Below are 23930 nucleotides of genomic sequence, written 5' to 3'. Positions count from 1 at the left end.
GCGATTGGGGGACATCGTGCCTAACTCGCCCTGGGAAGAAGCTGCGCGTGGATATGGTGAAAAGCATGACCACGACCCCAGCGCGCACCTCAGTGACCCTCGCCGATGTCGCTGCGCTCGCGAAGGTCTCGACCTCCACCGCATCGCTGGCGTACCGTCGCACGGGCTCCATCACCGAGCGTACGAGGGCGCGCATCCTGGCTGCCGCCGCCGAGATCGGCTACGCGGGGCCGAACCCGACGGCCCGCTCGCTGAAGAGCGGCCGGTCGGGCATCGTGGGCATCATCATCGCGGGAACCGTGCGCCGGGCCTTCCAGAATCCCGTGGCGATGGCCACGATGGCGGGGCTCAGTGAGGCGCTCGACGACATCGACGTGGGCCAACTCCTTCTGTCGCATCGATCGGAGTCGGGCGACCGTTCGGCCCGGCTACTCGACGGCATGCCTGTCGACGCTGTCGTGTTTCTCACCCGCGGCGAGGAGTTCGACGGGATACTGCCGAGCATGCGCGCACGGCGTCTTGCCATGGTCGGGGTCGAGGGTCCGCACGAAGAGGGCGTCACCCTGGTCGACATCGACGACGCCAGCGGGATGGCCGTGTTGGCGCGCCACGTGCGAGATCTCGGCCACCGCCGAGTCGGGGTGGTGATGCGGTCCACCCGAATCGACGCGAACGGTCCGCCCGGTCCGTTCGAAGCGATCGATGCAGATCTCGATTCGATCAGCAACCGCACGATCCGGGAGCGATTGAGGGCAGTGGCATCCGTGTTCCCTGACGCTGTGCGCGTCGAGGCGGGCGGTCGCGAACTCGACTCCGGAGAGATCGCGGCGGGGCGCCTGCTCGACCAAGCTGTGCGTCCGACTGCGATCCTCGCGCAGAACGACATGCTCGCTGTCGGAGCGCTGCGAGCGGCTGCGGCGCGAGGAATCGAGGTTCCGCGTGACCTCACGGTGACCGGATTCGACGGGGCGGATCTTCCGCTTCTAGGTCGCCGCCTCACGACGGTGGAGCAGCCCCTGCACGAACGCGGACTGCAGGCGGGCCGCATGGTGGGGGAGTTATTGGCGGGCGGAGCTCCGTCGAGCATCGTGCTGCCGGTGGCGTTCCGCGAGGGCGACACGTCGGGCCCGCCGCGCTGATCGAGTAGGTCGCCCAGCGACCATATCGAGATCACTGAAGTGCGGAAAATGGCCGCTTAGATTCGATCGGAAGCGACCATTTCCCGCACCTCAGTGCGTGCGGGCCAGGGCATCTGAGATGACGTCGATCGGGTCTGGCAGGGCTCTGATCTCGTCGCGGAGCACCTCGCTGACCGCACGGTAGCTCGTGTCGTGCAGCACCTGTCGCACCGCGTCGCGCACTCGATCGGGCCGAGGAGACCCGGTGCGAAGGTTGATGCCGCATCCTGCCCACTGCACACGCGCCGCCACCTCCGGCTTCTCTTCGGTCGACCCGGCCACGACGAGGGGAACGCCCGCTGCGAGCGCCCGTTGCACGCCGCCGAATCCTCCATTGGTGACGAAGACGTCGCAGAGTGGAAGAAGCTCGTCGTAGGGCACGAACTCCGCGATGCGGGCATTGGATGGGATGTCGCCTCCCATGGCTGCCGACACCTCGGCGATCGGGCGCCCTCCGGTTGTCACCACCACAAGCACGTCCTCGTTCGCGAGAGCGCGAAGGGTCGGCACGATCAGGCGCCCGAGGTCGACGTTGTCGATGGTGCCTTGCGACACATGCACGACGGGCCGACCGGCATGCAGATCGCCCCACCAGTCGGGCCGGCCGGATGCGTGTCGCCGACCATGCCGCAGCGGCCCGACGAAGCGGACGGTGCTGGGCAGCTCGCGCCGCGGATACTCCATGCTCTCGACGCTGAGCTGGAACAGGAGATCGAATGACCGGTAGGCGAAGTCGAAGAAGGTGACACCGGATGGAGGCACGCCCACCTCGGCCATCGCTTCTTTCACGGCGAGCTCGACTGGTCTGAACGGGCCCCGCAGGAGGAAGGCGTTGAGCGCGCTGTTGCGCGCACGGGCTAGACCGGATGTTCCCGGCTGCAGTGCCGTGCCGAACGGCGCAGCGTCGACGCTCGCCATGATCACCGGAACAGCCGACACCCCGACCACCGGCAGTCGGTCTTTGGGCGCCCGCGCCAGATAGGGAGCGAGGCCGGTGAACGAGGCTTCACCGATGATCGCATCGAACGACCCCGACTCCAGGAGTGATTCGACGGCCCGCCACTGCCCCGGAATCACCCGGGCGAACATACCGATCATCCCGTATCGCACCGCCGCCAAGCCGCGCATCTTGTCGCGGCCCGGGAGCCAGGCATCCAGATCGTCATCGTCGTAGTCGACCTCGGCAGGAAGTGGGGCAAACGAGAGGCCCGACCGCGCCACGAGATCCTCATACTTGCGGCCGGTGAGAACGGTGATGTCGGCGCCCCGTTCCATGAGCCCCCGACCGATGTCGATGACGGGCGAAAGATGACCATAGATCGGCGGAGAGCACAGAAGGTAGGCGGGCACGAGCCGATGGTAGAGACGGTATCCCCGGGATGAAGCTGAGAACGCCGGGAACTCCCAGCTATCTCGCAAAGCGTCCATTCGCCTGTGCCCCGACGAGCGGCTCGTAACTGAGGACATTGGTGATCGGCAGGCCGAAATCACCCCGGAAGGACGCGGATCCCGGATGCGTGCTGGGGCGATTGTCCTCAGTTACCGAGCCGCCTCCTCGACCGCGGTGCACGGCTGTTCCAGTGGTTGACCGTCTTACGGGTGATCGGAGATTTGATAGGCCATCGCTGTGAACTGGGGACGTTCGGGATCCACGACTTCTTCGAACCCAGCTCGCCGGTAGGCCCTCACTGCCGGTTCGTTGTCTGTCACGACCGCTAGACGGACTTCGCTCATGTCGAGAACACGAGCCCTCTCGATTGACGCCCGGGTGAGACTGTGTCCGAGGCCTCGTCCGCGGTATCGCGGATCGATGATCACTCTTCCCAAGCGAGCGGAACGGCCTTGCGTCGTCAGGTCGAAATGTCCCCACGCGGCCTGATGTTGGTCATCATCTAACACCCAGGCGCTTAGACCTGGTCTCGTAGCGAGTTGCTCGAATTGTGCGACGGTGGGCGGCCAAACAAGGCTCGGACCGGCGAATAGGTAAAGCGCGGCGGCGTCGGGCACCCATTGCACGAGACGCGCGTAATCGTCGGCGCTCGCAGGACGGGTCACAACCATGTGGAACACATTAGTTGTGCCTGTCGTCAGTGCACGCTGAGGGGCGCCGCGCGACGCGCACCTTCTAGGAGCTCGCCACTCGCTCCGATCAGCTCGGCCGTTGGCTCTGCGCTAACGGCGTCGCGGCTGTCGACCTGCTCGCGACCAATCTTGTTCCGAATGCTGGCGTACCTTGCCGCGTGTCACTGAGGTGCGGAAAACGGCCGCTTCGATTCGATTGGAAGCGGCCATTTCCCGCACCTCAGTGCCTGTGGGAAGCGAGACGGCGCCCGCAACGGCGGCGAGGGCGAGGGCGACGAAGAGGCCCGCGATCTCGGCGACCCCTCCGATGAGAAGAGGCGAGACGAGCACGCCGATGCGGAATGTTCCGGACACCAATCCAGGTCCCGATTCTGGGGCGAGACCTACGCGCACGGCGAGGTGAGTGCTGCGGTCGAAGAGCAGAGGAACAGCCACGCCCGCTCCGACAGCCGATACCCCGAGGCCGACAAGCAGGGGCAGCACGGTCTCAGTGGCCGCGCTCACGCCGAGACCCGCTACGAGGCCCACGCTCGTGACGATGCCGGCGGCCCTGATGACGATGCGCCACCCGAAGGCGTTGACCGCGTGGTCAAGACTCAGCCGTCCGACGAGTACGCCGGCGACCGCGACGAGCGGACCGAGGCCAGCGACGAAGGAGGTCGCCGACAGCTCTCTCGAGAGAAGAAGTGCAGACCACTCCTGCGCGGGAAGCTCAACGAGAACGGCGGCGAGGCCCGCGCCGACGACGACTGCCCACCAGAGCGTACGTCGCCGCGGACGAGTTCGACTCCTTGCGTGGACGTCTCGATCGTCGCCAGGAGCATCCGCGGCACGACTGGGCAACTCGGTGCGCAGCGCGCGAAGGGATGTGAGCAGCAGTACGAAGAGCAGAGTCGCGACGACGGCTAGGTGAAGTTGCAGGGGAACGACGTCTGCCGTAGCAGCGCCGAGGGCCGTAGCGGCCACGGTTGCTGCTGCCAAGGTGGCGTGCAGACGCCCCATAACGGATGCGCCAAGGCGAGCTCGCATCGCCCCGCCGGCCTGATTCATGGCGGTATCCACGAAGCCGTCGAAGAGGCCGAGGGCGGTGAATGCCAAGGTCAGCAAGCCGAGAGACGGTGCCGAGGCCACGGCGATTGCAGCGAGGAGAAAGGCGGTTCCCGTAGCGAAGAGAGCCGGCACAGGTCCGCCCACGAGTCGTATCACCCGTGTGGCCACGAGAGCGCCGGTTACTCCGCCCAAACCGATGCCCGCGAGTGCCACACCGAACTCACCGGCGGATGCACCCACCTGGTCGGCTAGTTGGGGATAGCGCGGGAGGAGACTGCCGTACACGGCCCCATTGATCGCGAAGACCGCGGCGAGGGGCGCGATCCGAGCACTGCTGCGAGACACAGTGAAACTCCGCTCGCCCGCACCACTTGCCCGGGACAACGAACATACCTGCATTAGGCGTCAGGCCCAATATTCCTTGGTCAGAGACTTTTTCGTAGCAGGAGCGAATCGCCGTGCATTTCGTCGTGCTCATGCACACCTGTGTTGACGAACCCCAGTTTTTCCAGGACTCGCAGTGACGCCGTGTTCCAAGCACGGACGGTCGACGCGAGTCCCGGATAGCCGAGCGTTCGTGCCCGATCGATGACTGCGGCACCCGATTCGGTTGCGTAACCACGGTTCCAGAACTCCTGCAAGAATTCGAACGCAAGCTCGGGTTCCTCGGTGTTTCCGGTGCTGTTCTCGATGAGTCCGCAGTACCCGAGACCAGTGCCGGAACCTCTGCGCTGCACGACGAGCAGACCGGGCGCCGGCACCTGATCGTCGCTGAGTATCCATATCTCCATCTCAGCGATGCTTGGATGGCCACTTTGATTGAGGCGACGGTGCGCAGGAACGCGAGGATCGCGCTCGGACCACAGCTGATGATGGAGCGCGGCGTCGCCAGGACGCCACTGTCTCAGCAGCAGGCGCTCGGTCTCGATAGCTGCCGCTTCTGAGGATGTATCGTCGCGGTTCATGCGCAGATTCTGACAGAGAGATGGGAGGGGGCGTCGTGCACAACGCAAGAGCGGAGAGATCAAGCGTCTTAGGGGCAGGAGTATTGGGTTTCCTAGTGAACGGAGAAACCGCCGTCGACCGCGAGTCCCTGTCCGGTGATGTATGCCGATGAGGAGCTAGCAAGGAAGAGGGCAGCCCCAGCAAAGTCCTCGGCTAGTCCGTTGCGTCCGACCATGGTCCGAGCGGCGAGTTGAGCTACCCGCTCGGGTTGCGAGGCGATCCTGTCGTTCAGAGGGGTGAGGACGAACCCGGGAATCAGCACGTTGCTGGTGACACCGTGGGGAGACCAGGCTTCTGCCTGGGAACGAGCCAACGCTTCTAACCCGGCCTTGGATACTCCATACGCGCCGCTCTGCACGAATGCACGATGAGCCTGCTGAGAACTTATCGAGATCAGTCGGCCGAAGCCTCGCTCCGCCATTCCCGGGGCGAACCGCTGGCCGAGGAGGTAGGGCGCCTCGAGATTGACGGTCATGGTTGCGTTCCACACCTCTTCGGTGAGGTCGTTCATCGTGGGCCGGAGGTTGATGCCCGCCGAGTTGACCAGAATGTCCGGCTCGCCCACCAGCGCAACCGCGTCCTCTGCGGACTGATGAATTCCTCGCCGGCTGCTGAGATCCCCAACCACCGCTTCTATTCGTGCGCCGTGTTCGCGGATGTCGGCGACGGCCTGATCGAGTCGGTTTTTGTCTCGCGCCACCACTACGGTCGCGGCTCCTGCTAACGCAAGGCTCTTCGCAATGGCGAAACCGATTCCAGAGCTGCCCCCGGTAACAATCGCGGTGCGCCCCTCAAGAGAGAACAGCTGTCGCAAATGGGAGTCAACCGTCATATGCCGACTCTAAAGCAACCGTTCAGGAGCAAATCGGAAGGCGGGTGCTGTCGCTGTCGGAGAACATGCCCGAAACGCCGTGGGATTTCCGACGAGGGTGTGTGGGTACAGACATCCCTTGGCTCGCTTCTGGTCGGCATAGAGTCGAGGGATGACCACCGACGTTTTCCGCGCAGCCCGTGACCAGCTCGTCGCCCTGCGCAACGACTACGACACCGCCCGCCGCGACTTCGTCTGGCCGGATGTCGGTCCCCACTTCAACTGGGCGATCGACTGGTTCGATCATATCGCCAGGGACAACGACGCTGAAGCCCTCGTGATCGTGGAGGAAGACGGACGCCGCACCACGCGCACCTTCGACGAGCTCGCCACCCGCTCCGATCTGCTCGGTCACTGGCTCAGCGCTCGCGGTGTCACAAAGGGCGACACCGTGATGCTGATGCTGGGCAACCAGGTGGAGCTCTGGGAGGCGATGCTCGCCATCATGAAGCTCGGGGCGGTGATTCTGCCGACGACAACTGCCATGGGCCCGGCCGACCTCATCGACCGCGTCGAGCGCGGGCGCGTGCGTCACGTGATCGTGGATGCCGCGGACGCCGGCAAGTTCGATGCCGTGCCGGGCGAGTACACGCGCATTCGGGTGGGCACAGCGGCGGACGCGCCAGCGGCATCCGGTTGGCTGACCTTCGACGACGCCTTCGCGAGCGAGCCGACCGACTCAACCAACCCGAACCTCGGCCCCCTGCCGCACCCGGGCAACGCATCGAGCGACGCCCTGCTGCTGTACTTCACCTCGGGCACGACGAGCCGCCCGAAGCTCGTCGAGCACAGTCATGTCTCGTACCCGGTGGGGCACCTCTCGACCATGTACTGGCTCGGACTGCGCCCGGGCGACGTGCACCTTGCGATCAGCTCGCCCGGCTGGGCCAAGCACGCGTGGAGCTGCTTCTTCGCGCCGTGGATCGCCGAAGCCACGATCTTCGTCTACAACTACGCGCGGTTCGACGCGGTGGCCCTCGTCGACCGCATTCGCGAAGAGAAGGTCACCTCGTTCTGCGCGCCGCCCACGGTATGGCGCATGCTGATCCAAACCGACCTGAGCAAAGGCGCGGGCGATCTGCGCGAGGCGATCTCGGCGGGTGAGCCCCTGAATCCCGAGGTGATCTCGCGGGTGCGAGAGCATTGGGGCCTCACGATTCGCGACGGCTACGGCCAGACCGAGATGACGGCGGTCGTGGCCAACACCCCCGGCTCCGACATCAAGGACGGCTCGATGGGCCGACCGCTTCCGGGCTGCCCGATCGTTCTCGTCGACCCGCTGACCGGTCTCGAGGCCAACGAGGGCGAGATCTGCGTCGACGTGCGCTCGCGGCCGGTGAACCTCATGACCGGCTACGTGGGCGACCCCGCGAAGAACGCCGAGAGCGAGCACGACGGCTACTTCCACACCGGAGACGTGGCCACGCGCGACGCCGCCGGCTATCTCACCTACGTGGGCCGAACCGACGACGTGTTCAAGGCATCCGATTACAAGATCAGCCCGTTCGAGCTCGAGAGCGTGCTCATCGAGCATCCGTCGGTGGTCGAGGCGGCCATCGTGCCGGCTCCGGATGCCCTGCGGCTCGCGGTTCCGAAGGCTTACGTCGTGCTCGCGGCCGGCTTCGAGCCGACGGATGCGACGGCCCGCGACATCCTGAAATTCGCGCGTGAGCGGTTGGCCCCGTTCCAGAGGGTTCGCCGCATCGAGTTCTTCGAGCTGCCCAAGACGATCTCGGGCAAGATCCGCCGGGTCGAGCTGCGCGAGCGCGAGGAGCGGGTGGCCGAGGGTGTCGTGGTTGCGGTGGAGTGGCGCGACGATCAGTTTCCGGAGCTGAAGGCTGTGGGCAACACGGGAGGGGTGGCGTCGTGAGTGACGTGCTCCTCGAGGTTCGTGGCCGGCTCGCGCACATCACACTGAATCGCCCGCGTGCGATCAACGCGTTGACGCATGAGATGGTCACGGCTATCGGTGATGCCCTCACGACATGGGCGGTCGATGACTCGATCAGCACGGTTCTGCTCACCGGAAACGGAACCCGTGGGCTGTGCGCGGGTGGCGACGTGACCCAGCTTCACGGTCGCGTTGCGGCCGACGATGTGGCGAGCGCGGTCGGGTTCCTGCGCGACGAGTACCTGGTCAACAACATGATCGCCCGTTACCCGAAACCGTTCGTCGCGGTCATGAACGGCTTTGTGCTGGGCGGCGGCATCGGCCTCTCCGGCCACGCCTCGCATCGGGTGGTCACCGACGACTCTGCGCTCGGCATGCCCGAGGTGAGCATCGGCCTCACGCCGGATGTCGGCGGCAGCTGGCTGCTGAGCCGCGCGCCCCGCGAGCTGGGCACCTACCTGGCCCTCACCGCGCGCACCGCGTCAGCGGCCGACGCGATCGAGCTGGGGCTCGCGGATACGTTCGTGCCTTCCGATCGAATTGCGTCTCTCGTGGCGTCGCTCGAGGAGCTGCCGGCCGACGAGGCCGTGGCCGCCGTGTCTGCCGAGCCGCCTCGCGGCGCGGGCGCATCCGGTGCCTCGATCTCTGACGCGACGTGGATCGAGCCGGCATTCGCGCACGACTCTGTCGACGAGATTCTGGAGGCCCTGGCGGCGTCGGGCGTCTCTGCGGCGACGGAAACGGCCGCACTCATCAGAACCAAGTCGCCCACGGCAGTGGCCGTCACTCTCGACTCGTTGCGCCGCGCTCGTGAACTGCCCAGCCTCGAGGCCTGCCTCAACCAGGAGCTGCGGATCATGGCGCACGCGCTGGCCCACCCCGACTTTCGCGAGGGAGTGCGTGCCCAGGTCATCGACAAGGACCGCACCCCTCACTGGGCGCCGACCACTATCGAAGAGGTGTCGTCGGCGACGGTCGCGTCGTTCTTCCAGGCGACGGATGGCGTTGCCGCACCTTTCCCGCAGGCGGCCGTTGCGGAATGATCGGGTACGAGCGGCCCACGCTGCCGGTGAAGGTGTATCTCGACGAGACGGGGAGGCCGATCCCGTATGGATCTCGATGGAGAGGCATGTCACCGCCCGAGGATGCCTATTCGCGCACAGCCAATCTCGATCGATTCGAGCCGCTTCAAACTGTTGCTCGCGCACTGATCGACTGGCTGATCGTGACGTTCGATGTCGCCGTGGAACGAAACGAGACAGTCGCCGCCGATTTCGAGCGGTGGATCCACGATCTGGAGACAGCTGTTCGGATCACGCCCCGTGATCCCCTAGCGGCTCCGCTGACCTTCGCGTTCACGTCGTTCCCCGGTGTCGTGCTTCATATGGGGGCGCTCTTCGACTCGACTTTTCCCGCGTGCGGCTGCGATGCGTGCGACGACGACGTGCTGTGGCTCGTCGACCAACTCGAGTGGACGGCCCAGGTCGTTGTGAACGGGGGAGGCTCCGAGCGGATCGACGCCGAACCGGATGGCTGGTTCGAATACAGGCTCCAGAACGACGCTGGAATGGAGTCCGCTCGTCGCCGGCTAGGCGAGGTGCCGGTGGAACGAGTAGAAGCGGCGCGCGGCATCCTGCCTGCATCTGGCCAATGGAGTGCGTGGCCTCTCCGCGGGGCCTAGTCAGCGTCGGAGGTTGTACCTACACTTCGGCTATGAAAGCCGATACCTTTTTTCTCCTGTCTGACGCGGCCCTTCGCAGCGTCATCGATCGAGTGCAGCCGGGCGACTTCGACAAGCCCGTTCCCGCGTCCTGGTCGTCCGTCGAGAATCCCACCGTTCTCGACATCCTCAAGTCGCACGCCTACGACGAAGCCTGGGTCCCGGGCGTGCTGGCAGGCAAGTCGATCGCCGACGGCGACGAGCTGCGAGACAAAGACCTGCTCGGCGATGACCCGATCGCCGCCTACGACGCACTGAACGACGTGGCTACGGCAGCCGTGCAGGGTGGTGTCGACTTCGGCTCGACGTTCCGTTTTCAGTACGGCGACTACCCGGCCGACGAGGGGCTCTCGCATCTCGCCATGTATCGCGCGACCCAGGCGTGGATGATCGCGAAGCACCTCGGAATCCCTTTCCATCTCTCGCCCGAGCTCATCGACGGGTTGAACGAGTGGGTCGTTCCCCACGCAGACGAATGGCGCAGCTTCGGGGTCTTTCCTCCCGCGATCGAGCCGCCGGCAGACGCCGACGACGAGACGCGGCTGCTGTGTGCGATCGGATTCTGGGTGCCGTAGCTTCGATCGAGCGATAAGGCTCCGCCGTATGAACGCTTGAGCCTCGAGCCGAGTTCGCGCAGTCCCCTGGTCGAGCCGGTCGACCGTTTTTGGTTGACAACCGCTTCATTGCCGTCCACACTCTTCATATGAAGCGCTTCACCAGCCTTCTGCTCATCACATGAAGCGCTTCATGCGCTCGTTTCAAGGAGGAAACAATGATCACAGCACGCGGGCATCGCCAGCGAAACCTATCCATCGTTGCTGCCGTGGGCGTGGGCGTTATCGCGCTGACAGGTTGCTCTGGAGGCGGAGCGTCGAGCACGAAAGAATTCACCTACCTGGGCCAGACTCAGAACACGGCTATCTCGGGCACCCTCGACATTCTGGCTAAGGACAAGTGCGCCGCAGCAGAGAAGGCAGCGCCGCTGAAGGCCGACGCGATCGACGGCACGACGTGGGACCAGCAGCTTCAGCTGCTCGCAGGCCAGGACGCCCTCTCCGACATGAGCATGGCGGGTGGAACACCCTCCCTCATGCAGGAGTTCATCGACTCCGGAAAGGTGCTCAACCTCTCAGAGACTTTCGAAAAAGAGGGCCTCGAGGGCCGTGTGCTGCCGGCTGCCGAGTCGACGATCAAGGCGCTCTACGGTGGCGGCGATCTGTATGCGCTGCCGACCGAGTTCAACATCGAGGGATTCTGGTACAACAAGCAGATCCTTGCCGACAACGGCATCGAGGCTCCGGCCACGTGGAACGACCTCGTCGATGCGGCGGCCACGCTCCAGGCCAACGACGTGCAGCCTTTCATCGCCGCCGGTAAAGACGGTTGGCCAATCACCCGCCTGGTAGGTGACTACATCGCGCGCGACCTAGGTCCCGACGCGCTCCAGAAGGTGGCCGACGGGGATGCGTCACTCACCGACCCCGAGTACGTCGCCGCTGCAGACGCCGTGGCTGAGCTGGGAACCGCCGGGTATTTCGGTCCGGCCGCAGGGTCGATCGACTACAACACTGCTCTCAACCAGTTCCTCACGGGCGGCGGCGCCTTCTTCTACATGGGCAGCTGGGCTCTGTCCGCGTTCAACGACGAAGAGCAGAACAAAATCGGAGTCGACAACATCGGCTTCGCTCCATTCCCGACGGTCGAAGGCGGCAAGGGCACCATCGACCAGGTTCCCGCGAACGTCGGAATCCCCGTCATGTTCACCGCGAAGGGATACGACGACAATGTTGCCCAGTGGCTCGACTGCGTGACAGCCAATTATGGCGATGTCGCCCTGAATGAGTTCGGCCAGGTCACAGGCTTCGTGGTGAACAACCCGCCGGCCGACCAGCCCGCCCTCACCAAGGAGGTGCAGGACATCATCGCCGCCGCTCCCAGCAGCGTGCTCTGGTTCGAGGCTGCCTTCAGCCCTGAGGCGACCGCGGTCAGTCAGAAGAACGGTGGTGGGCTCGCGGCCGGCACGCTCACGGGAGATGCATTTATGAAGCTCGTGCAGGACGCGAACAAGTAACCCTCTCTCATTCATCCGCTGCGAGGGCGGAGCCGCTTGTGGCTCCGCGCTCGTAGCGACGAAATAAAGGCACACCCATGGAAAGACTCCTCGGCAACCCACGTGCCGTTCTCGTGCTTCTCGGCCCCGCCCTGCTCGTGTACTCGCTGGTGATGCTCGTGCCCATCGTGTGGTCACTCGTCTACACCGTCTACGAGGGCAACGCGGTCAGCGGGTTCGAGTTCGTCGGCATCGACAACTTCGTTCGCTTCTTCAACGATCCCACTGCCCTCGAAGCGGTCGGTTTCACTCTCCGGTACGCACTCATCCTCACCGTGCTGCAGGTGGTCGTCGGCTACGCCCTCGCCCTGCTGTACGTCTTCTACCTGAAGAAGGCATCGTCGCTTGTGCGAACGCTGGTCTTCTTCCCGGTGATTCTTCCTACCGTTGCTGTGGCGTTGCTGTTCCGTCGCTTCTTCGAAGCGGCTCCGACCGAGGGGCCGATCAACTCCATCATGCAGTTCGTCGGGCTCAACACATTCGACTGGTTCGGCCAGCCGGATGCCTCGTTCTGGGTCATCCTCATGATGGATCTCTGGCGGTCCATGGGGTTCTATGCAGTCCTCCTCTACGCCGGTGTCGTCGAGATCCCCGAAGACATCATCGAGTCCGCGAGGATCGATGGGGCGGCGGGCTGGCGCCTGGTTCGGCACATCATTCTTCCGTTGTCGCTGCCTGTTCTTCTGTCGGCCACCATCTTCAGCATCAATGGAACGCTCAAGGTCTTCGACTCTGTGGTCGCCCTCACCAACGGCGGACCGGGAACGTCGACTACTCCATTGACCGTCTACATGTTCCAGACCTCGTTCAGCTTCGGCCAATACGGCTACGGCAGCACAGTGGCGCTGATGCTCACGGTGATGTGCCTGCTGGTGACGATCTTCATCTTTCGCGCGTCGCGCCGTGACCTCACGAGGAACGACAAATGACCACTCTCGCCGTAACGCCGTTCCACCGTCGTGTCCGCACTTTCGTACGACGCCTGCCGGTCTTCATCGGCGTCGCCATTCTGCTCGCCATAGTCGCCTACCCGCTGATCTGGCTGTTGCTCGGCTCGTTCAAGCAACAGGATGAATTCCTCAGCGAGCCGTTCTGGTCACTGCCTCGCAATTGGAGCCTCGACAACTACACCGAGGCGTTCGTGGGGGGTGGGCTCGGCAAGTACATCCTCAACAGCGTGATCGCGGTTTTCCCCTCGATGTTTCTCATTCTCTTCCTTGGAACGGCTGCGGGATTCGCCCTCGAGGTCATGGTGTGGAAAGGCCGTGGGGCCGTTCTTCTCGTCTTCCTCGCCGGTGTGATGATCCCGTTGCAGATGATCCTGTTGCCGCTCTTCACGATCTACTTCAAGCTGCATCTCACAGGCACGCTCTGGCCTCTGATCATCACCTACACGGCCACAGGCCTGCCTCTCACCGTGTTCATGATGGCCACCTTCTTCCGGGCTGTTCCGCGAGAGATCTTCGAGGCCGCCACGCTAGACGGCGCGAACATCTATCGGATCTTCTGGTCGGTCGGTATGCCGCTCGTGCGCAATGCACTTTTCACGGTCGCCCTCGTGCAGTTCTTCTTCATCTGGAACGACCTGTTGATCGCACTCACCTTCACCAACAGCCAGGACCTGCGCACGATTCAGGCGGGCCTTCTCAACTTCACGGGTCAGTACGGAGCCGTCGATTATGGTCCGATGTTCGCTGGCATTGCGGTCAATGTCGTTGGCACGCTCGTGCTCTACCTCTTCCTCAACCAGAAGGTCATGAAGGGCCTGACGGCTGGATCGGTGAAAGGATGAGCGCCCTGATAACCCGGCTGCGAGCTGAGCACCGCCGAGAGGCCTACGGCCTGGGCACGTCTACGCCTCGCCTGTCGTGGTGGGTGGATTCACCTTCTGAGGGCCAGCTGCTCTGGACCGAGTTCGAGAAGACCACGCTCGACGGTCATACGCAGACGGCTCGGGTCGAGGGAGCGGAGCAGGTTCTCGTGGCGTGGCCGTTCGCCCCTCTCGCCTCGCGCGAGATGGTCGAGGTTCGAGCGCGCGCCGGCTTGACCGACGGCACGATCGGGGGCTGGAGCGAGCCGCTCCGGCTCGAGGTCGGCCTTCTCCAGCGCGAGGACTGGACCGTTCCTCTCGTCGTGCCATCGGCATCCGCGCCTCACACGGGCCCGAGGCCGGCATGGATGCTGCGCGCCGAGTTCGAGGTCGAGGTCACGCCGGTGCGCGCCCGGCTTTACATGACGGCGCAGGGCATCTATCGATCCGAGATCAATGGCCTGCGAGTCGGAGACGATGAACTCGCCCCTGGCTGGACAAGCTACGACCACCGCCTGCGGGCTCAGGCATACGATGTCACCCCGCTGCTGACGACCGGCGCGAATGCGATCGGTATTGAACTTGCCGACGGTTGGTTCCGCGGAAACATAGGCTTCGATGGAGGGGTCTGGGACCTCTACGGCCCTCATATCGGCGTCGCCGCACAACTCGAGCTGACTGGCGAGGACGGCGTGAGCCGGATCGTCGACCTTGCCGAGTCCTGGCGCGCGTCTAGAGGACCCACGACATCGGCAGGTCTCTACGAGGGCGAGGAGTTCGACGCGAGGTTGCACGAACCCGGTTGGGCGCGTGCTGGATGTGACGACTCGCGTTGGGTGCGCCCGGAACTGCGGGAGCTGGCCAGCGTCTCTGCGCGCATAGAACACGCCGTGGCCGAGCCCGTGCGGCAGATCGAGACGCTGTCGCCTGTCGCTGTCGAATACAGGCCGAATGGGCGCATCCGGCTCGATTTCGGACAGAACATCTCTGGTCGATTGTCGTTCCGGGCGGCGGGCGACGCGGGCCATGTGCTTCGACTGCACCACGCGGAGGTGCTCGAAAACGACGAGCTCGCGGTGCGCACGCTTCGTCGGGCCACCTCGATCGACAGTTATACCTTCCGAGGTGAGGGCGATGAGGAGTGGCAGCCCCGCTTCACGATCCACGGATTCCGCTACGCGGAGCTCGAGGGCTGGCCTTCCGCGACTCTTGCGCCGGAATCTGTGAAGGCCGTGGTGCTGCATACCGATATGGAGCGCACCGGCTGGTTCACGGTCGACGATCCGATGCTGCAGAAACTGCACGACAACACGGTCTGGAGCATGCGCGACAACTTCGTCGATCTGCCCACAGACTGTCCTCAACGTGACGAGCGCATGGGCTGGACCGGCGATATCCAGGTGTTCGCACCCGCTGCGTCGTATCTTTATCGAAGCGCCGCGGTGCTCGACAGCTGGCTCCGTGACGTCGCCGCCGAGCAGCATGCAGGCGGCGCGGTGCCCAACTTCGTTCCATGGGTTCCCTGTGGATTCCCCGAGGCGTCCTCTGCCGTCTGGGGTGACGCATCCGCGATCGTGCCCTGGGTCATGTGGGAGCAGCTGGGCGACGTCGGGATACTGTCGCAGCAGTTCGCGAGTATGCGGGGCTGGGTCGACCACCTCGCGGCGCGGGCCGATGACGACGGCGTGATTCGCTCGGGCTTCGCGCTCGGCGACTGGCTCGATCCGATCGCGCCACCCGAAGACCCGGGGGCCGCCCGAACGGATCGATACCTCGTAACCACGGCGTACCTTGTGCGATCGGCCCGTATCGTCGCCGATGTTGCAGTACTCCTGGGAGACAGCAGAGCGACTATCGCCTATACCGATCTGGCCGACCGCACTCTCTCTGCCTTTCGCCGAGAATGGGTTCTGTCTTCGGGCCGCATGAAGGGTGAGTCTCCCACCTCGCTCGCCCTCGCCCTCGCCTTCCATCTCTTCGAAAACGACGCGCAGCGATTGGAGGCCGGAACGCGCCTCGCCGAACTTGTGGCCGAGGGTGGCTATCGCATCCAGACGGGCTTTGTCGGAACACCGATCATCTGCGGTGCTCTCGCCGAAACGGGGCATGTCGAATCCGCCTACGCACTGCTTCAGCAGACCGAGTGCCCGTCGTGGCTGTACCCGATCACTATGGGAGCGACGACCATCTGGGAACGCTGGGACAGCATGCTGCCCGACGGCCGCGTCAATCCGGGCGACATGACGTCGTTCAACCACTACGCGTTGGGCGCGGTCGTCGACTTCATGCATCGAACGGTCGCCGGTCTGGCACCGCTCGAACCTGGCTACCGACGTGTACGCATCGCCCCCAAGCCGGGCGGAACCGTCCGCGCCGCCGCTACCCGCTTCGACAGTCCATACGGCAGCATCGAGGTCTCCTGGCGACTCGAAAAGGAATGGTTTCACCTCACCGCGACGATTCCCTTCGGCGTGACAGCTGAGGTCGAGTTGCCCGGCGAGGCCGAGCGGCGGCAACTCGGTGCGGGCACCTACGAGCTTTCTTCACGCATCCGCATCGCCGAACTCAGAAAGATCACATGACCGAGCAGCAGAACCTCATCTACCCTGGCCGCGTATGGAATGACACTGAGGGCAACCGCATTCAGGCGCACGGAGGCTCCATCATCGCCGTCGACGACACCTTCTACTGGTACGGCGAGAACAAGGAACGATCGACGCCGGGCAGTGGAATCTGGCACTGGGGCGTGCGCTGTTACTCCTCGACCGACCTGGTCAACTGGACAGACCGGGGGCTGATCATCCCCCCGGAGCCCCACGACGAAGAGTCGCCGCTGCACCCGACCGCCGGTATGGACCGACCGCACATCATCTACAACGCCCGCACCCGCAAGTACGTGTGCTGGCTCAAAGTGATGAGCAAGGGATCTGTCCAGCGGTCCACCGTGCTGGTGGCTGACGACGTGCTCGGCCCATACACGACGGTCACGAAATGGCTGAGACCGCTCGGGATGAGCGCCGGCGACTTCGATCTGGTCGTGGACCCCCACGACGGCAAGGCGTACTACTACTTCGAGCGCGTGCACTCGGAGCTGATCGTCGCCGACCTGACCGACGACTACACGAACGTGACCGGTTACTACTCCACGCACTTCCCGCAGCCGCAGCCTCCCTATGTGCGAGAGGCTCCGGCCTACTTCGCCCGCAATCGCAAGCACTATCTGATCACCTCGGGAACCACCGGGTACTATCCGAACCCCTCGGAATCGGCAGTCGCGGCCAGCTACCACGGGCCCTATACGATCCTGGGCGATCCGCATCCGACAGACGCCTCGCGCACATCGTTTCACTCTCAACTCTCGTCGATCTTCAAACACCCGGGCAAGCGGGAGCTGTACATCGCGCTCGGCGACCGTTGGCTTCCGGGTTATCTCGACGACGGGGCTCGAGCGTTCCAGGAGTTCGAAGCGCACTTCGCTCCGGGCCGAGACGGCGACGAGCCCATGGAGGAGTTTGCGCACGTCGACTCGTCGATCGCCGACTACGTGTGGCTTCCCATCCGATTCGACGGAGACATTCCCGTCATCGAGTGGCACGACTCATGGAGCCCCGACGACTACGAGGATGCCTAGGCTTCTGACCGGCTGCGTCCGAGGGTGCTCTCGCGAGCGGTGAGTGTGGGGTCGAGCGTAACGTGCTGATGCTCGTGGGCATTGCCGTCGGTCAACTCCTCGAGAAGCAGACGCATGCCGGTCGAGCCCATCTCCAGCCCGGGCAGATCTACGGTCGAGATAGGAACGGTGCTGTCATAAGCCGAACGGTTGTCATCACACGCGACCAGCGCTATGTCGTCGGGAAATCGATACGGCGATGACGATGTCAGGACTTGCACGATACCCAGCGCGAGCAGATCTGCGGCGGCAACGATTCCGTCGGGCAGCGTGTCGGTGGTTCGCTCGGTGAGCAGAGCCCCCACATGGCGACCGTCTTCGATCTGAATCTCATCGGTTGAGATGTGCTCGAGCGTCGCCCCCGCGACCTGATCTACGGCGTCTCTCGCCCCCTGAAGGCGATCGGCGAGGGCTCGAGACCGGGATACCGGCCCACCCGCGAAGATCAAACGGCGCCGACCGAGACCGAGCAGGTGCTCCGCGGCCATCCATCCGGCCGCCACGTTGTTGGTGCTCACTGCGCAGTGATCATGCTGCTGGCGAGCTGCGTCGAGAATGACCAGTGGGCGTCGCCCGGCGAGATGTCGATCCGTCGGGGGCATCACTCCGCCCAGGGGCGCAACCAGAATTCCCGACACCTGCTCTTCATCGAAGTAGTTCAGGTAGGAGCGCTGCTTCGACATGTCGATGTCCGAGTTGCCGGTGACCACGAACTTGCCGACCTCGGATGCCGACCGTTCGGCGCCCCTGACCATGTCTGTGAAGTAGGAGTTGTCGAGGTCGGCCAGAACCACGCCGACCGTGTTGCTGACACCTGCCGCGAGCTTGCTGGCGGTGCGGTTGCGTACAAAGCCGAGTTCATCGATGGATGCGATGACGCGGTCTCGGATCGACGGCGTCACACCCTCGGGGTGGTTGAGCACGTTCGATACGGTTCCGATCGCCACGCCAGCGTGGTGGGCGACGTCAAGCATCGTGACGGAGCCGTTCTTGCCGCTGGCCGTCGGGGCTAATGCCGTCTTTACCACTGTTGTACTCCTACCGGGCGGGGATCTTTCTCCACACTAGCGCCGAGGCCGTCGCATCGATCAGAGTGCGATGCGACGGCCTCGGCGTCAGGCGGATCTGCTAACTCCGGCGCGTTTGCGAGGCATGCGACCGGCGACGCTGAACCACGAGGCCAGCCCCCAGCATCAGGAGCAGGCCGGCGATCAAGCCCAAGCTGGCCACGGTGCTGCTTCCCGTTGCGGCCAGCTTGTCCGAACCGGATGCGCCGGGCTGGTCGCCGGCCGGATCGGTGCCCGGTGTTCCGTCCCCCGGTGTTCCGTCCGGGCCTGTGGAGGTCGGCGCGACAGAGACAGCAACCGACGAGGACAGCTGATCGTCTACAGCGGATCGCGCCGCAACCAGCGGAACGCTCCCGGTCGGTGCGGCCCAGCGATCGGCGGTGGTGTCCCAATACGACAGCACGCGGTTGTCTAGCTCGACGGTGACCCGCTGAGACTCGCCCGGCTCCAGATCGACCTTCGCGAATCCGGCCAGCGCCCGATCGACGGTGTCGACGGCATCCGTCGGCAGAGCCCCAGCGTAGAACTGCACGACGTCGGATCCCGCGCGGTCACCCGTGTTTGTGATCGTCACAGACGCTGTTGCGGGAGTGGTCGCGATCGAAGCCGCCGTTGACGGGCCGTCGACCGGTGACGCCGGAATCAGCATCGGTGTCGTCGCCAGGTCGGAGTAGGCGAAGTCGGTGTACGACTCGCCGTATCCGAACGGGAAGAGCGGTGTCTGGTCGTTCTGCTCGTACCACTTGTACCCGACGTAGATGCCTTCGTCGTAGCTCACCTCGTTGCTGTCGCGCACGAGAGCTGGACCCTGGTCGGTCGAGGCCGGGAAGGTCATCGGGAGGCGGCCTCCGGGATCCGCATCGCCGTAGAGCACGTTCGCGATGCTCTCGCCGACCGCCGCTCCCTGATACCAGGCCTGGGTGACTGCGGCCACATCGTCGAGCCATGGCATGAGCACAGGGCCAGGAGTGTGGAGCACAACAATCGTGTTCGGGTTCACCGCCGCCACCGCCTCGATGAGCGCGTTCTGGTCGCCAGGAAGAGACAGACCGACCCGATCGACTGCTTCGCCCGTGAACTCATTTGCGAACACAACCGCCACATCCGAGTTGCGTGCGGCTTCGACAGCCGCGGGGATGAGGCTGTCAGGCTGCCAGCCGAGCGTCATGCGCGGTCCGAAGAAGCCACCGCCCGCGGTCGAGTACTCGACCACGATGTCTGCGGGCACCCCCGCCTCGAGTTCGACGACTCCACCCAGCGTGTACTCCTGGGGTGCGAAGAAGAAGTCCCAGATGAAGCGGGATCCGTCGAAGACCGTCTCACCGTTGACCGTGACCTTCGCGCTTCCGGAAAGAAGAGAGGAGAGCCGGAGGAGCCCGGTGGACGTCGGGGTGATCGTGCCGGAGTAGCGAGCGGACCAGGACGAGGGAAGCCCCTCGACGGGAGCGCCGGAGAAGTCGATGTTCGATGCAGTGCCGCTCGAGATCACCGGGCCCGAGAAGTCGGTGCTGCCGAAGTATTCGGCGCTCATTCCGGCTCCGAATGCAGAGGCGGGAGCCGTGGGCAGCGCAATGTCGCCGAGCGATCCCTGCGAAACGGTTGTCTCGTCGGCCTTGGCAGCGATCGCCTCGGCGGGAGTCACGAAGTCGCCCGGATTCACGTACGACGACCCTTCGATGCCGGTGATCGCATCCGCGCCCGCCGGGCCGATGACGGCCACGGACGGCTCGTTGCTCAGCGGGAGCACTCCGGAGTTCTTCAGGAGCACGGTCGCTTCTTCGCCGGTTTCGACGGCGGTCGCGAGATGATCGTCGTTCGTCACGACGGCGGCAGCCTCGGCCGGTAGTGGTGTATCGAACGCGCCAGAGTCAAAGAGTGCCAGCAGGATCCGGTAGACAGCATCGTCGACACGCTCGGCTGAAATGCGGCCGTCGGTGAACGGTGTGCGATCGGTCTTGGCGAACAACGACTGGGAGTCGACGCCCGCGTTGATGCCGGAGATCCACTCTGACCGAGGATCGAAGTCTGTGGCGACGTAGCCACTGAGACCCAAATCGGTTTTCAGTGCCGTCAGCATCTCGGAGTTCTCGCACGCGTACGTTCCGTTGACTCGGGGATACGCGCACATCACCGAGTCGGCTCCTCCGTCGACCACAGCGGTCTCGAACGGCGGGTAGTAGAGCTCACGAAGGGCTCGCTCTGACACGTCGACTCCGAGCGTCTCGCGCGGCCCACTCTCCTGGGCATAAGCGGCGAAATGCTTGATCATCGTGCTCACACCCTTGCTCTCAACACCCGCAGAGACGGCGGCACCCATCTTGCCGTTGACGAGAGTGTCTTCGCCGTAGCCTTCGGCAGCCCGGCCGGAGAGTCCGTTTCGGTCGATGTCCACGGTTGGACCGAGCACGACGTTCCAACGCTTGTCGTGTGCCTCGGCGCCGATGACGGCTCCGTACTCGCCCGCGAGCTTGGTGTCGAACGTGGCGCCCAGGGCATTCGGCGCCGGGAACGCAGTGACGCCCGTGTCGCCTCGAAGCCCGCCCGATGCATCCACTCGCCTCATCTCGGGTATGCCGAGATAGGCCAGCGGTGCGAAATCTGCATCGTTCGTCGCGAGGATGAGTGTCACCTTCTCTTCGGACGTCATCGCCGACAGCAGTGCGTTCGCGCGCCATTCCGGCGTCTGCGACGTGTCGCGCCACGGTTGGTCTGGAGCGGCGGCCGCCCCGGTCAGTGCTGATATTGCAAGCAAGGCTGCCCCCGAGCCGGCCATGATGCGTGCGATTCTCCGTTTTATCGTCATTCAGTTCCTCCTTGAGCTGCAATGAAGCGCTTCATGAAGCGCTTCATAACCCAATCACATCGCTGCGCGTCATGGCAAGGGCGCGGTCGGTTCGAGTTATTGAGGCGCTACCTCATCTGTGAGGCGTACGCGCAGCTCATCCGATCGGTCAGGCAAGCGCGCGAGGCCCGAATTCAGCCGGCACCCGGGCTCGGCCTGCGCGCTCGAGTCGCGGTCAGGTGCGTTGTGTGCTCGCCCGCACCACGAGCGTGGGCTCCAGCACCGAATGCGTGTGCTCGTGCCCCTCGGGATCGCGGATCTCCTCGAGCAGCAGCGCCATCGCCACTGCCCCGATCTGCTCGCCGGGCTGGGCGATCGTGGTGATGGGAATGAGGCTTTCCCATGCCGCCCGGTTGTTGTCATACCCCGTGATCGCGATGTCCTCGGGTATGCGAATGGATGCGTCGGCTCCCAGAATCTGTACGAGACCGAGCGCGAGCAGGTCGGCCGCGGCGACGATCCCGTCGGGTCGCTCCGATTCCGGTCGATGTGCGATCGCGAAGCCGAGGGTGCGCCCGTCATCGGCCTGAACCTCCGGGGTGGGGGAGAGCTCGAGGCTTGCGCCGGCAGTTTCGCGCACGGCCCGCTCGACGCCTCGCAACCGGTCGGCGATCGGCACGGCTTGGGCGGGGTCTCCGGCAAAGAGCAGCCGCCGTCGACCGATGGCGAGCAGATGGCTCGCGGCGAGGTAGCCGCCGTACTCATTGTCGACGCTCACCGTGCAGGCGCCCTCGATGGCGGCATCGTTCAAGAAAACCAGAGGAGTTCTGTTTCGACCGGTCAGCAGCGAGCCATCGGCGCCGGGTAGTGGGGCGAGCAGAATGCCCGCCATGCGCTCTTGGCGGAACAGGTCGAGGTTCGCCGCCTGCTTCGAGCGCCGCATGTCAGCGTTGGCGAGCACCACGTTGATCGAGGATTCGGCTGCGATGCTCTCGGCCCCACGGGCCATGTCCACGAAGAACGAGTTGCTGAGGTCTGCAATGACGACGCCGATGGTATTGCTCGTGCCTGCGGCGAGGGCTCGGGCGGCACGATTGGGAACGAAGCCCAGCTCTGCGATCGCGCGCTGCACCTTGTCGATCGTGGCGCGCGAGACCTTCTGCGGCTGGTTGATGACGTTCGAGACGGTGCCGAGAGCTACTCCGGCTCGCTTGGCGACGTCTTCCATCCGCGCTGCGGACGGCGCGGGGGGAGTTCTCTCTGAAACAGACATGATGTTGAACCATTATGGGGGAGCCCCGTCGCACCAGCTTGACGTTCTAGCGAACCCGTATGTATATTGTGAAGCGCTTCAATTCCATTTCAGGTTCAAGGAGGAACCCATGTTCCACAGCACATCTCGCGGTCGCCGCACCGTACTGGCGGCAGCTGCGGCTGCCGTCGTAGCCGTAGGCCTGGCGGCCTGTTCGTCGGGTGGATCGGGTGCGGCCAGTTCGGCGAAAGAGTTCACCTTTCTCGCCATCAACGAAAACTCCACCATCCCCAAGGTTCTGACCTCGCTCAGCGAAAACGAGTGTGCCGCCGAGAACAAGGCTCTTCCGCTGAAGATCAACAAGCAGGCCCAGGCCTCGCTCGATCAGCAGCTCCAGCTGCTGGGTGGGCAGAACGCTCTCCCATCGGCTTTCGTTTCGCCGAACTCGCCCGACCTGCTCAAAGAACTCGACGGCGCCGGCAAGGTGGCCGACTTCACGGGTACCGACGTCGAGAAGTCGATCGTTCCGGTGGCCCTGTCCGGAGTTCATACTCTGTACGACGACAAGACCCTCGTGCTGCCTACCGAGCTGAACATCGAGGGAATCTGGTACAACAAGGCCCTGCTCGAAAAAGCCGGTGTCTCCGAACCGACGTCCTGGGAATCGCTCAAGGACTCCTTCGCCACGCTGGACTCCGCTGGTGTTCAGCCGATCTCCGCCGCAGGCAAGGGCGGCGATGGTTGGGGTGTCACGCGCTGGGTGGGCGCATACATCTACCGCACCCTCGGCCCTGACGCGCTGAAGAAGATCTCCGACGGATCTGCCAAGCTCACCGACCCCGAGTACACCGACGCCGCGAACGTCATTGCCGAGCTCGGCTCGGCCGGTTACTTCGGTCCTTCGCCGAGTTCCATCGACTACGCCACGGCACTGAACCAGTTCCTCACCGGTCAAGCAGCCTATTACTACATGGGTTCATGGGCTGTGTCTGCGTTCAACGACACTGAACAGAACAAGATCGGGGCCGACAACATCGGCTTCTTGCCCTTCCCCGCGGTGAGTGGTGGCGCGGGTTCGGCTGATCAGACGCCGGCCAACGTGGGCACCGACATCGCCTTCTCGAAGTCGGCGTATGACGGCGACGAGAAGGTCAAGTCGTGGGCCAGCTGCATCGCCGCGAACTATGGTGCTGCGGCACTGCGCGAGGGCCAGATCACTGGTTTCGCAGTGAATGGCGACGTCGAGGTTCCGCCGCTGACTCAGCTCGTGCAGACCGAAATCGCCGACTCCGGCGAGACGGTCCAGTGGTTCGAGGCCCTCTTCGGCCCGGCTGCCACTACGGCGAGCCAGACCAACGGAGGCCCGCTGGGTTCCGGCCAGCTGACGGGCTCCGACTTCATGAACACCGTGCAGTCGTCCCTCGGCAACTGACCTTCACCTT

General features: G+C 64.4%; 19 protein-coding genes. 11 read left to right on the top strand and 8 right to left on the bottom strand.

All coding sequences use genetic code 11. From position 1 onward, the window contains the following. The first annotated feature begins 65 nt into the window (after nucleotides 1-65). Entirely contained in the window at nucleotides 66-1139 is a 1074-nt protein-coding gene (locus tag B9Y86_RS04965) for a LacI family DNA-binding transcriptional regulator (protein ID WP_085483456.1), read from the top strand. A 90-nt stretch (nucleotides 1140-1229) separates the two neighbouring features. On the opposite strand, the gene B9Y86_RS04960 is transcribed toward B9Y86_RS04965, so the two are convergent. From B9Y86_RS04960 to B9Y86_RS04940, 5 genes are all read right to left on the bottom strand, one after another. Next, on the bottom strand, nucleotides 1230-2528 hold the full coding sequence (locus tag B9Y86_RS04960) for a nucleotide disphospho-sugar-binding domain-containing protein (RefSeq protein WP_085483831.1): 1299 nt from the start codon (nucleotides 2526-2528) through the stop codon (nucleotides 1230-1232). Nucleotides 2529-2771: 243 nt separating this feature from the next. Continuing rightward, nucleotides 2772-3239, bottom strand: a complete 468-nt coding sequence (locus B9Y86_RS17900) for a GNAT family N-acetyltransferase (RefSeq protein WP_139824732.1) — start codon at nucleotides 3237-3239, stop codon at nucleotides 2772-2774. 111 nt (nucleotides 3240-3350) lie between these two features. Further along, nucleotides 3351-4655: an MFS transporter gene (locus B9Y86_RS04950; protein ID WP_176223258.1), complete on the bottom strand. Its 1305-nt coding sequence runs from the start codon at nucleotides 4653-4655 to the stop codon at nucleotides 3351-3353. Between the two features lie 80 nt (nucleotides 4656-4735). Further along, nucleotides 4736-5275, bottom strand: a complete 540-nt coding sequence (locus tag B9Y86_RS04945; RefSeq protein ID WP_085483450.1) for a GNAT family N-acetyltransferase — start codon at nucleotides 5273-5275, stop codon at nucleotides 4736-4738. A 92-nt stretch (nucleotides 5276-5367) separates the two neighbouring features. Continuing rightward, entirely contained in the window at nucleotides 5368-6147 is a 780-nt protein-coding gene (locus B9Y86_RS04940) for an SDR family NAD(P)-dependent oxidoreductase (protein ID WP_085483448.1), read from the bottom strand. A gap of 151 nt (nucleotides 6148-6298) precedes the next feature. Here B9Y86_RS04940 and B9Y86_RS04935 point away from each other — a divergent pair, with 151 nt between their 5' ends. The 9 genes from B9Y86_RS04935 (at nucleotide 6299) to B9Y86_RS04895 (ending at nucleotide 17348) form a co-directional block, all read left to right on the top strand. Continuing rightward, the gene (locus B9Y86_RS04935) at nucleotides 6299-8056 is read left to right on the top strand and encodes an AMP-binding protein (RefSeq protein WP_085483446.1); all 1758 of its coding nucleotides are present in this window, start codon (nucleotides 6299-6301) and stop codon (nucleotides 8054-8056) included. Then, on the top strand, nucleotides 8053-9120 hold the full coding sequence (locus B9Y86_RS04930; protein ID WP_085483444.1) for an enoyl-CoA hydratase/isomerase family protein: 1068 nt from the start codon (nucleotides 8053-8055) through the stop codon (nucleotides 9118-9120). Before B9Y86_RS04935 ends, B9Y86_RS04930 begins: the two co-directional genes overlap by 4 nt. Next, nucleotides 9117-9758, top strand: coding sequence for a DUF6226 family protein (locus tag B9Y86_RS04925; protein WP_280522294.1), 642 nt, complete (start codon nucleotides 9117-9119; stop codon nucleotides 9756-9758). The genes B9Y86_RS04930 and B9Y86_RS04925 overlap by 4 nt, the downstream gene beginning before the upstream one ends. A 32-nt stretch (nucleotides 9759-9790) precedes the next feature. After that, entirely contained in the window at nucleotides 9791-10372 is a 582-nt protein-coding gene (locus B9Y86_RS04920) for a DinB family protein (protein ID WP_085483440.1), read from the top strand. Nucleotides 10373-10569: 197 nt separating this feature from the next. Beyond that, a complete protein-coding gene (locus B9Y86_RS04915) occupies nucleotides 10570-11868 on the top strand; it encodes an ABC transporter substrate-binding protein (protein ID WP_085483438.1) in 1299 nt (432 codons plus the stop codon). Nucleotides 11869-11945: 77 nt separating this feature from the next. Beyond that, entirely contained in the window at nucleotides 11946-12836 is an 891-nt protein-coding gene (locus B9Y86_RS04910; RefSeq protein WP_085483436.1) for a carbohydrate ABC transporter permease, read from the top strand. Next, nucleotides 12833-13699, top strand: a complete 867-nt coding sequence (locus B9Y86_RS04905; protein WP_085483434.1) for a carbohydrate ABC transporter permease — start codon at nucleotides 12833-12835, stop codon at nucleotides 13697-13699. The genes B9Y86_RS04910 and B9Y86_RS04905 overlap by 4 nt, the downstream gene beginning before the upstream one ends. Beyond that, entirely contained in the window at nucleotides 13696-16299 is a 2604-nt protein-coding gene (locus B9Y86_RS04900) for a family 78 glycoside hydrolase catalytic domain (RefSeq protein ID WP_085483432.1), read from the top strand. The genes B9Y86_RS04905 and B9Y86_RS04900 overlap by 4 nt, the downstream gene beginning before the upstream one ends. After that, nucleotides 16296-17348 (top strand): family 43 glycosylhydrolase, encoded by a 1053-nt coding sequence (locus B9Y86_RS04895; protein ID WP_085483429.1) that lies wholly within the window; start codon nucleotides 16296-16298, stop codon nucleotides 17346-17348. Before B9Y86_RS04900 ends, B9Y86_RS04895 begins: the two co-directional genes overlap by 4 nt. Here the strand turns inward: B9Y86_RS04895 and B9Y86_RS04890 are convergent. From B9Y86_RS04890 to B9Y86_RS04880, 3 genes are all read right to left on the bottom strand, one after another. Then, complete coding sequence (locus B9Y86_RS04890; RefSeq protein ID WP_139824731.1) at nucleotides 17345-18415, bottom strand: LacI family DNA-binding transcriptional regulator; 1071 nt, start codon at nucleotides 18413-18415, stop codon at nucleotides 17345-17347. The genes B9Y86_RS04895 and B9Y86_RS04890 overlap by 4 nt on opposite strands. 100 nt (nucleotides 18416-18515) lie before the next feature. Continuing rightward, nucleotides 18516-21257: a beta-glucosidase gene (locus B9Y86_RS04885; RefSeq protein ID WP_085483425.1), complete on the bottom strand. Its 2742-nt coding sequence runs from the start codon at nucleotides 21255-21257 to the stop codon at nucleotides 18516-18518. Nucleotides 21258-21471: 214 nt separating this feature from the next. Then, a complete protein-coding gene (locus B9Y86_RS04880) occupies nucleotides 21472-22509 on the bottom strand; it encodes a LacI family DNA-binding transcriptional regulator (protein ID WP_085483423.1) in 1038 nt (345 codons plus the stop codon). A gap of 109 nt (nucleotides 22510-22618) precedes the next feature. On the opposite strand from B9Y86_RS04880, the gene B9Y86_RS04875 reads away from it, so the two are divergent. After that, nucleotides 22619-23920 (top strand): ABC transporter substrate-binding protein, encoded by a 1302-nt coding sequence (locus tag B9Y86_RS04875; protein ID WP_085483421.1) that lies wholly within the window; start codon nucleotides 22619-22621, stop codon nucleotides 23918-23920. Nucleotides 23921-23930 lie beyond the last annotated feature (10 nt).

This window comes from Agreia pratensis, assembly GCF_900177685.1.
Lineage (GTDB): Bacteria > Actinomycetota > Actinomycetes > Actinomycetales > Microbacteriaceae > Agreia > Agreia pratensis.
Note: the sequence above shows the minus strand (reverse complement) of the source record. Positions and strands in the feature narration are given on the sequence as shown.

Coding starts and splice junctions, on each gene's coding strand:
- B9Y86_RS04965 (WP_085483456.1), top strand. CDS start 66: ATGACCACGACCCCAGCGCGCACCTCAGTGACCCTCGCCGATGTCGCT.
- B9Y86_RS17900 (WP_139824732.1), bottom strand. CDS start 3,239: ATGGTTGTGACCCGTCCTGCGAGCGCCGACGATTACGCGCGTCTCGTG.
- B9Y86_RS04945 (WP_085483450.1), bottom strand. CDS start 5,275: ATGAACCGCGACGATACATCCTCAGAAGCGGCAGCTATCGAGACCGAG.
- B9Y86_RS04940 (WP_085483448.1), bottom strand. CDS start 6,147: ATGACGGTTGACTCCCATTTGCGACAGCTGTTCTCTCTTGAGGGGCGC.
- B9Y86_RS04935 (WP_085483446.1), top strand. CDS start 6,299: ATGACCACCGACGTTTTCCGCGCAGCCCGTGACCAGCTCGTCGCCCTG.
- B9Y86_RS04925 (WP_280522294.1), top strand. CDS start 9,117: ATGATCGGGTACGAGCGGCCCACGCTGCCGGTGAAGGTGTATCTCGAC.
- B9Y86_RS04920 (WP_085483440.1), top strand. CDS start 9,791: ATGAAAGCCGATACCTTTTTTCTCCTGTCTGACGCGGCCCTTCGCAGC.
- B9Y86_RS04915 (WP_085483438.1), top strand. CDS start 10,570: ATGATCACAGCACGCGGGCATCGCCAGCGAAACCTATCCATCGTTGCT.
- B9Y86_RS04910 (WP_085483436.1), top strand. CDS start 11,946: ATGGAAAGACTCCTCGGCAACCCACGTGCCGTTCTCGTGCTTCTCGGC.
- B9Y86_RS04905 (WP_085483434.1), top strand. CDS start 12,833: ATGACCACTCTCGCCGTAACGCCGTTCCACCGTCGTGTCCGCACTTTC.
- B9Y86_RS04900 (WP_085483432.1), top strand. CDS start 13,696: ATGAGCGCCCTGATAACCCGGCTGCGAGCTGAGCACCGCCGAGAGGCC.
- B9Y86_RS04895 (WP_085483429.1), top strand. CDS start 16,296: ATGACCGAGCAGCAGAACCTCATCTACCCTGGCCGCGTATGGAATGAC.
- B9Y86_RS04885 (WP_085483425.1), bottom strand. CDS start 21,257: ATGACGATAAAACGGAGAATCGCACGCATCATGGCCGGCTCGGGGGCA.
- B9Y86_RS04880 (WP_085483423.1), bottom strand. CDS start 22,509: ATGTCTGTTTCAGAGAGAACTCCCCCCGCGCCGTCCGCAGCGCGGATG.
- B9Y86_RS04875 (WP_085483421.1), top strand. CDS start 22,619: ATGTTCCACAGCACATCTCGCGGTCGCCGCACCGTACTGGCGGCAGCT.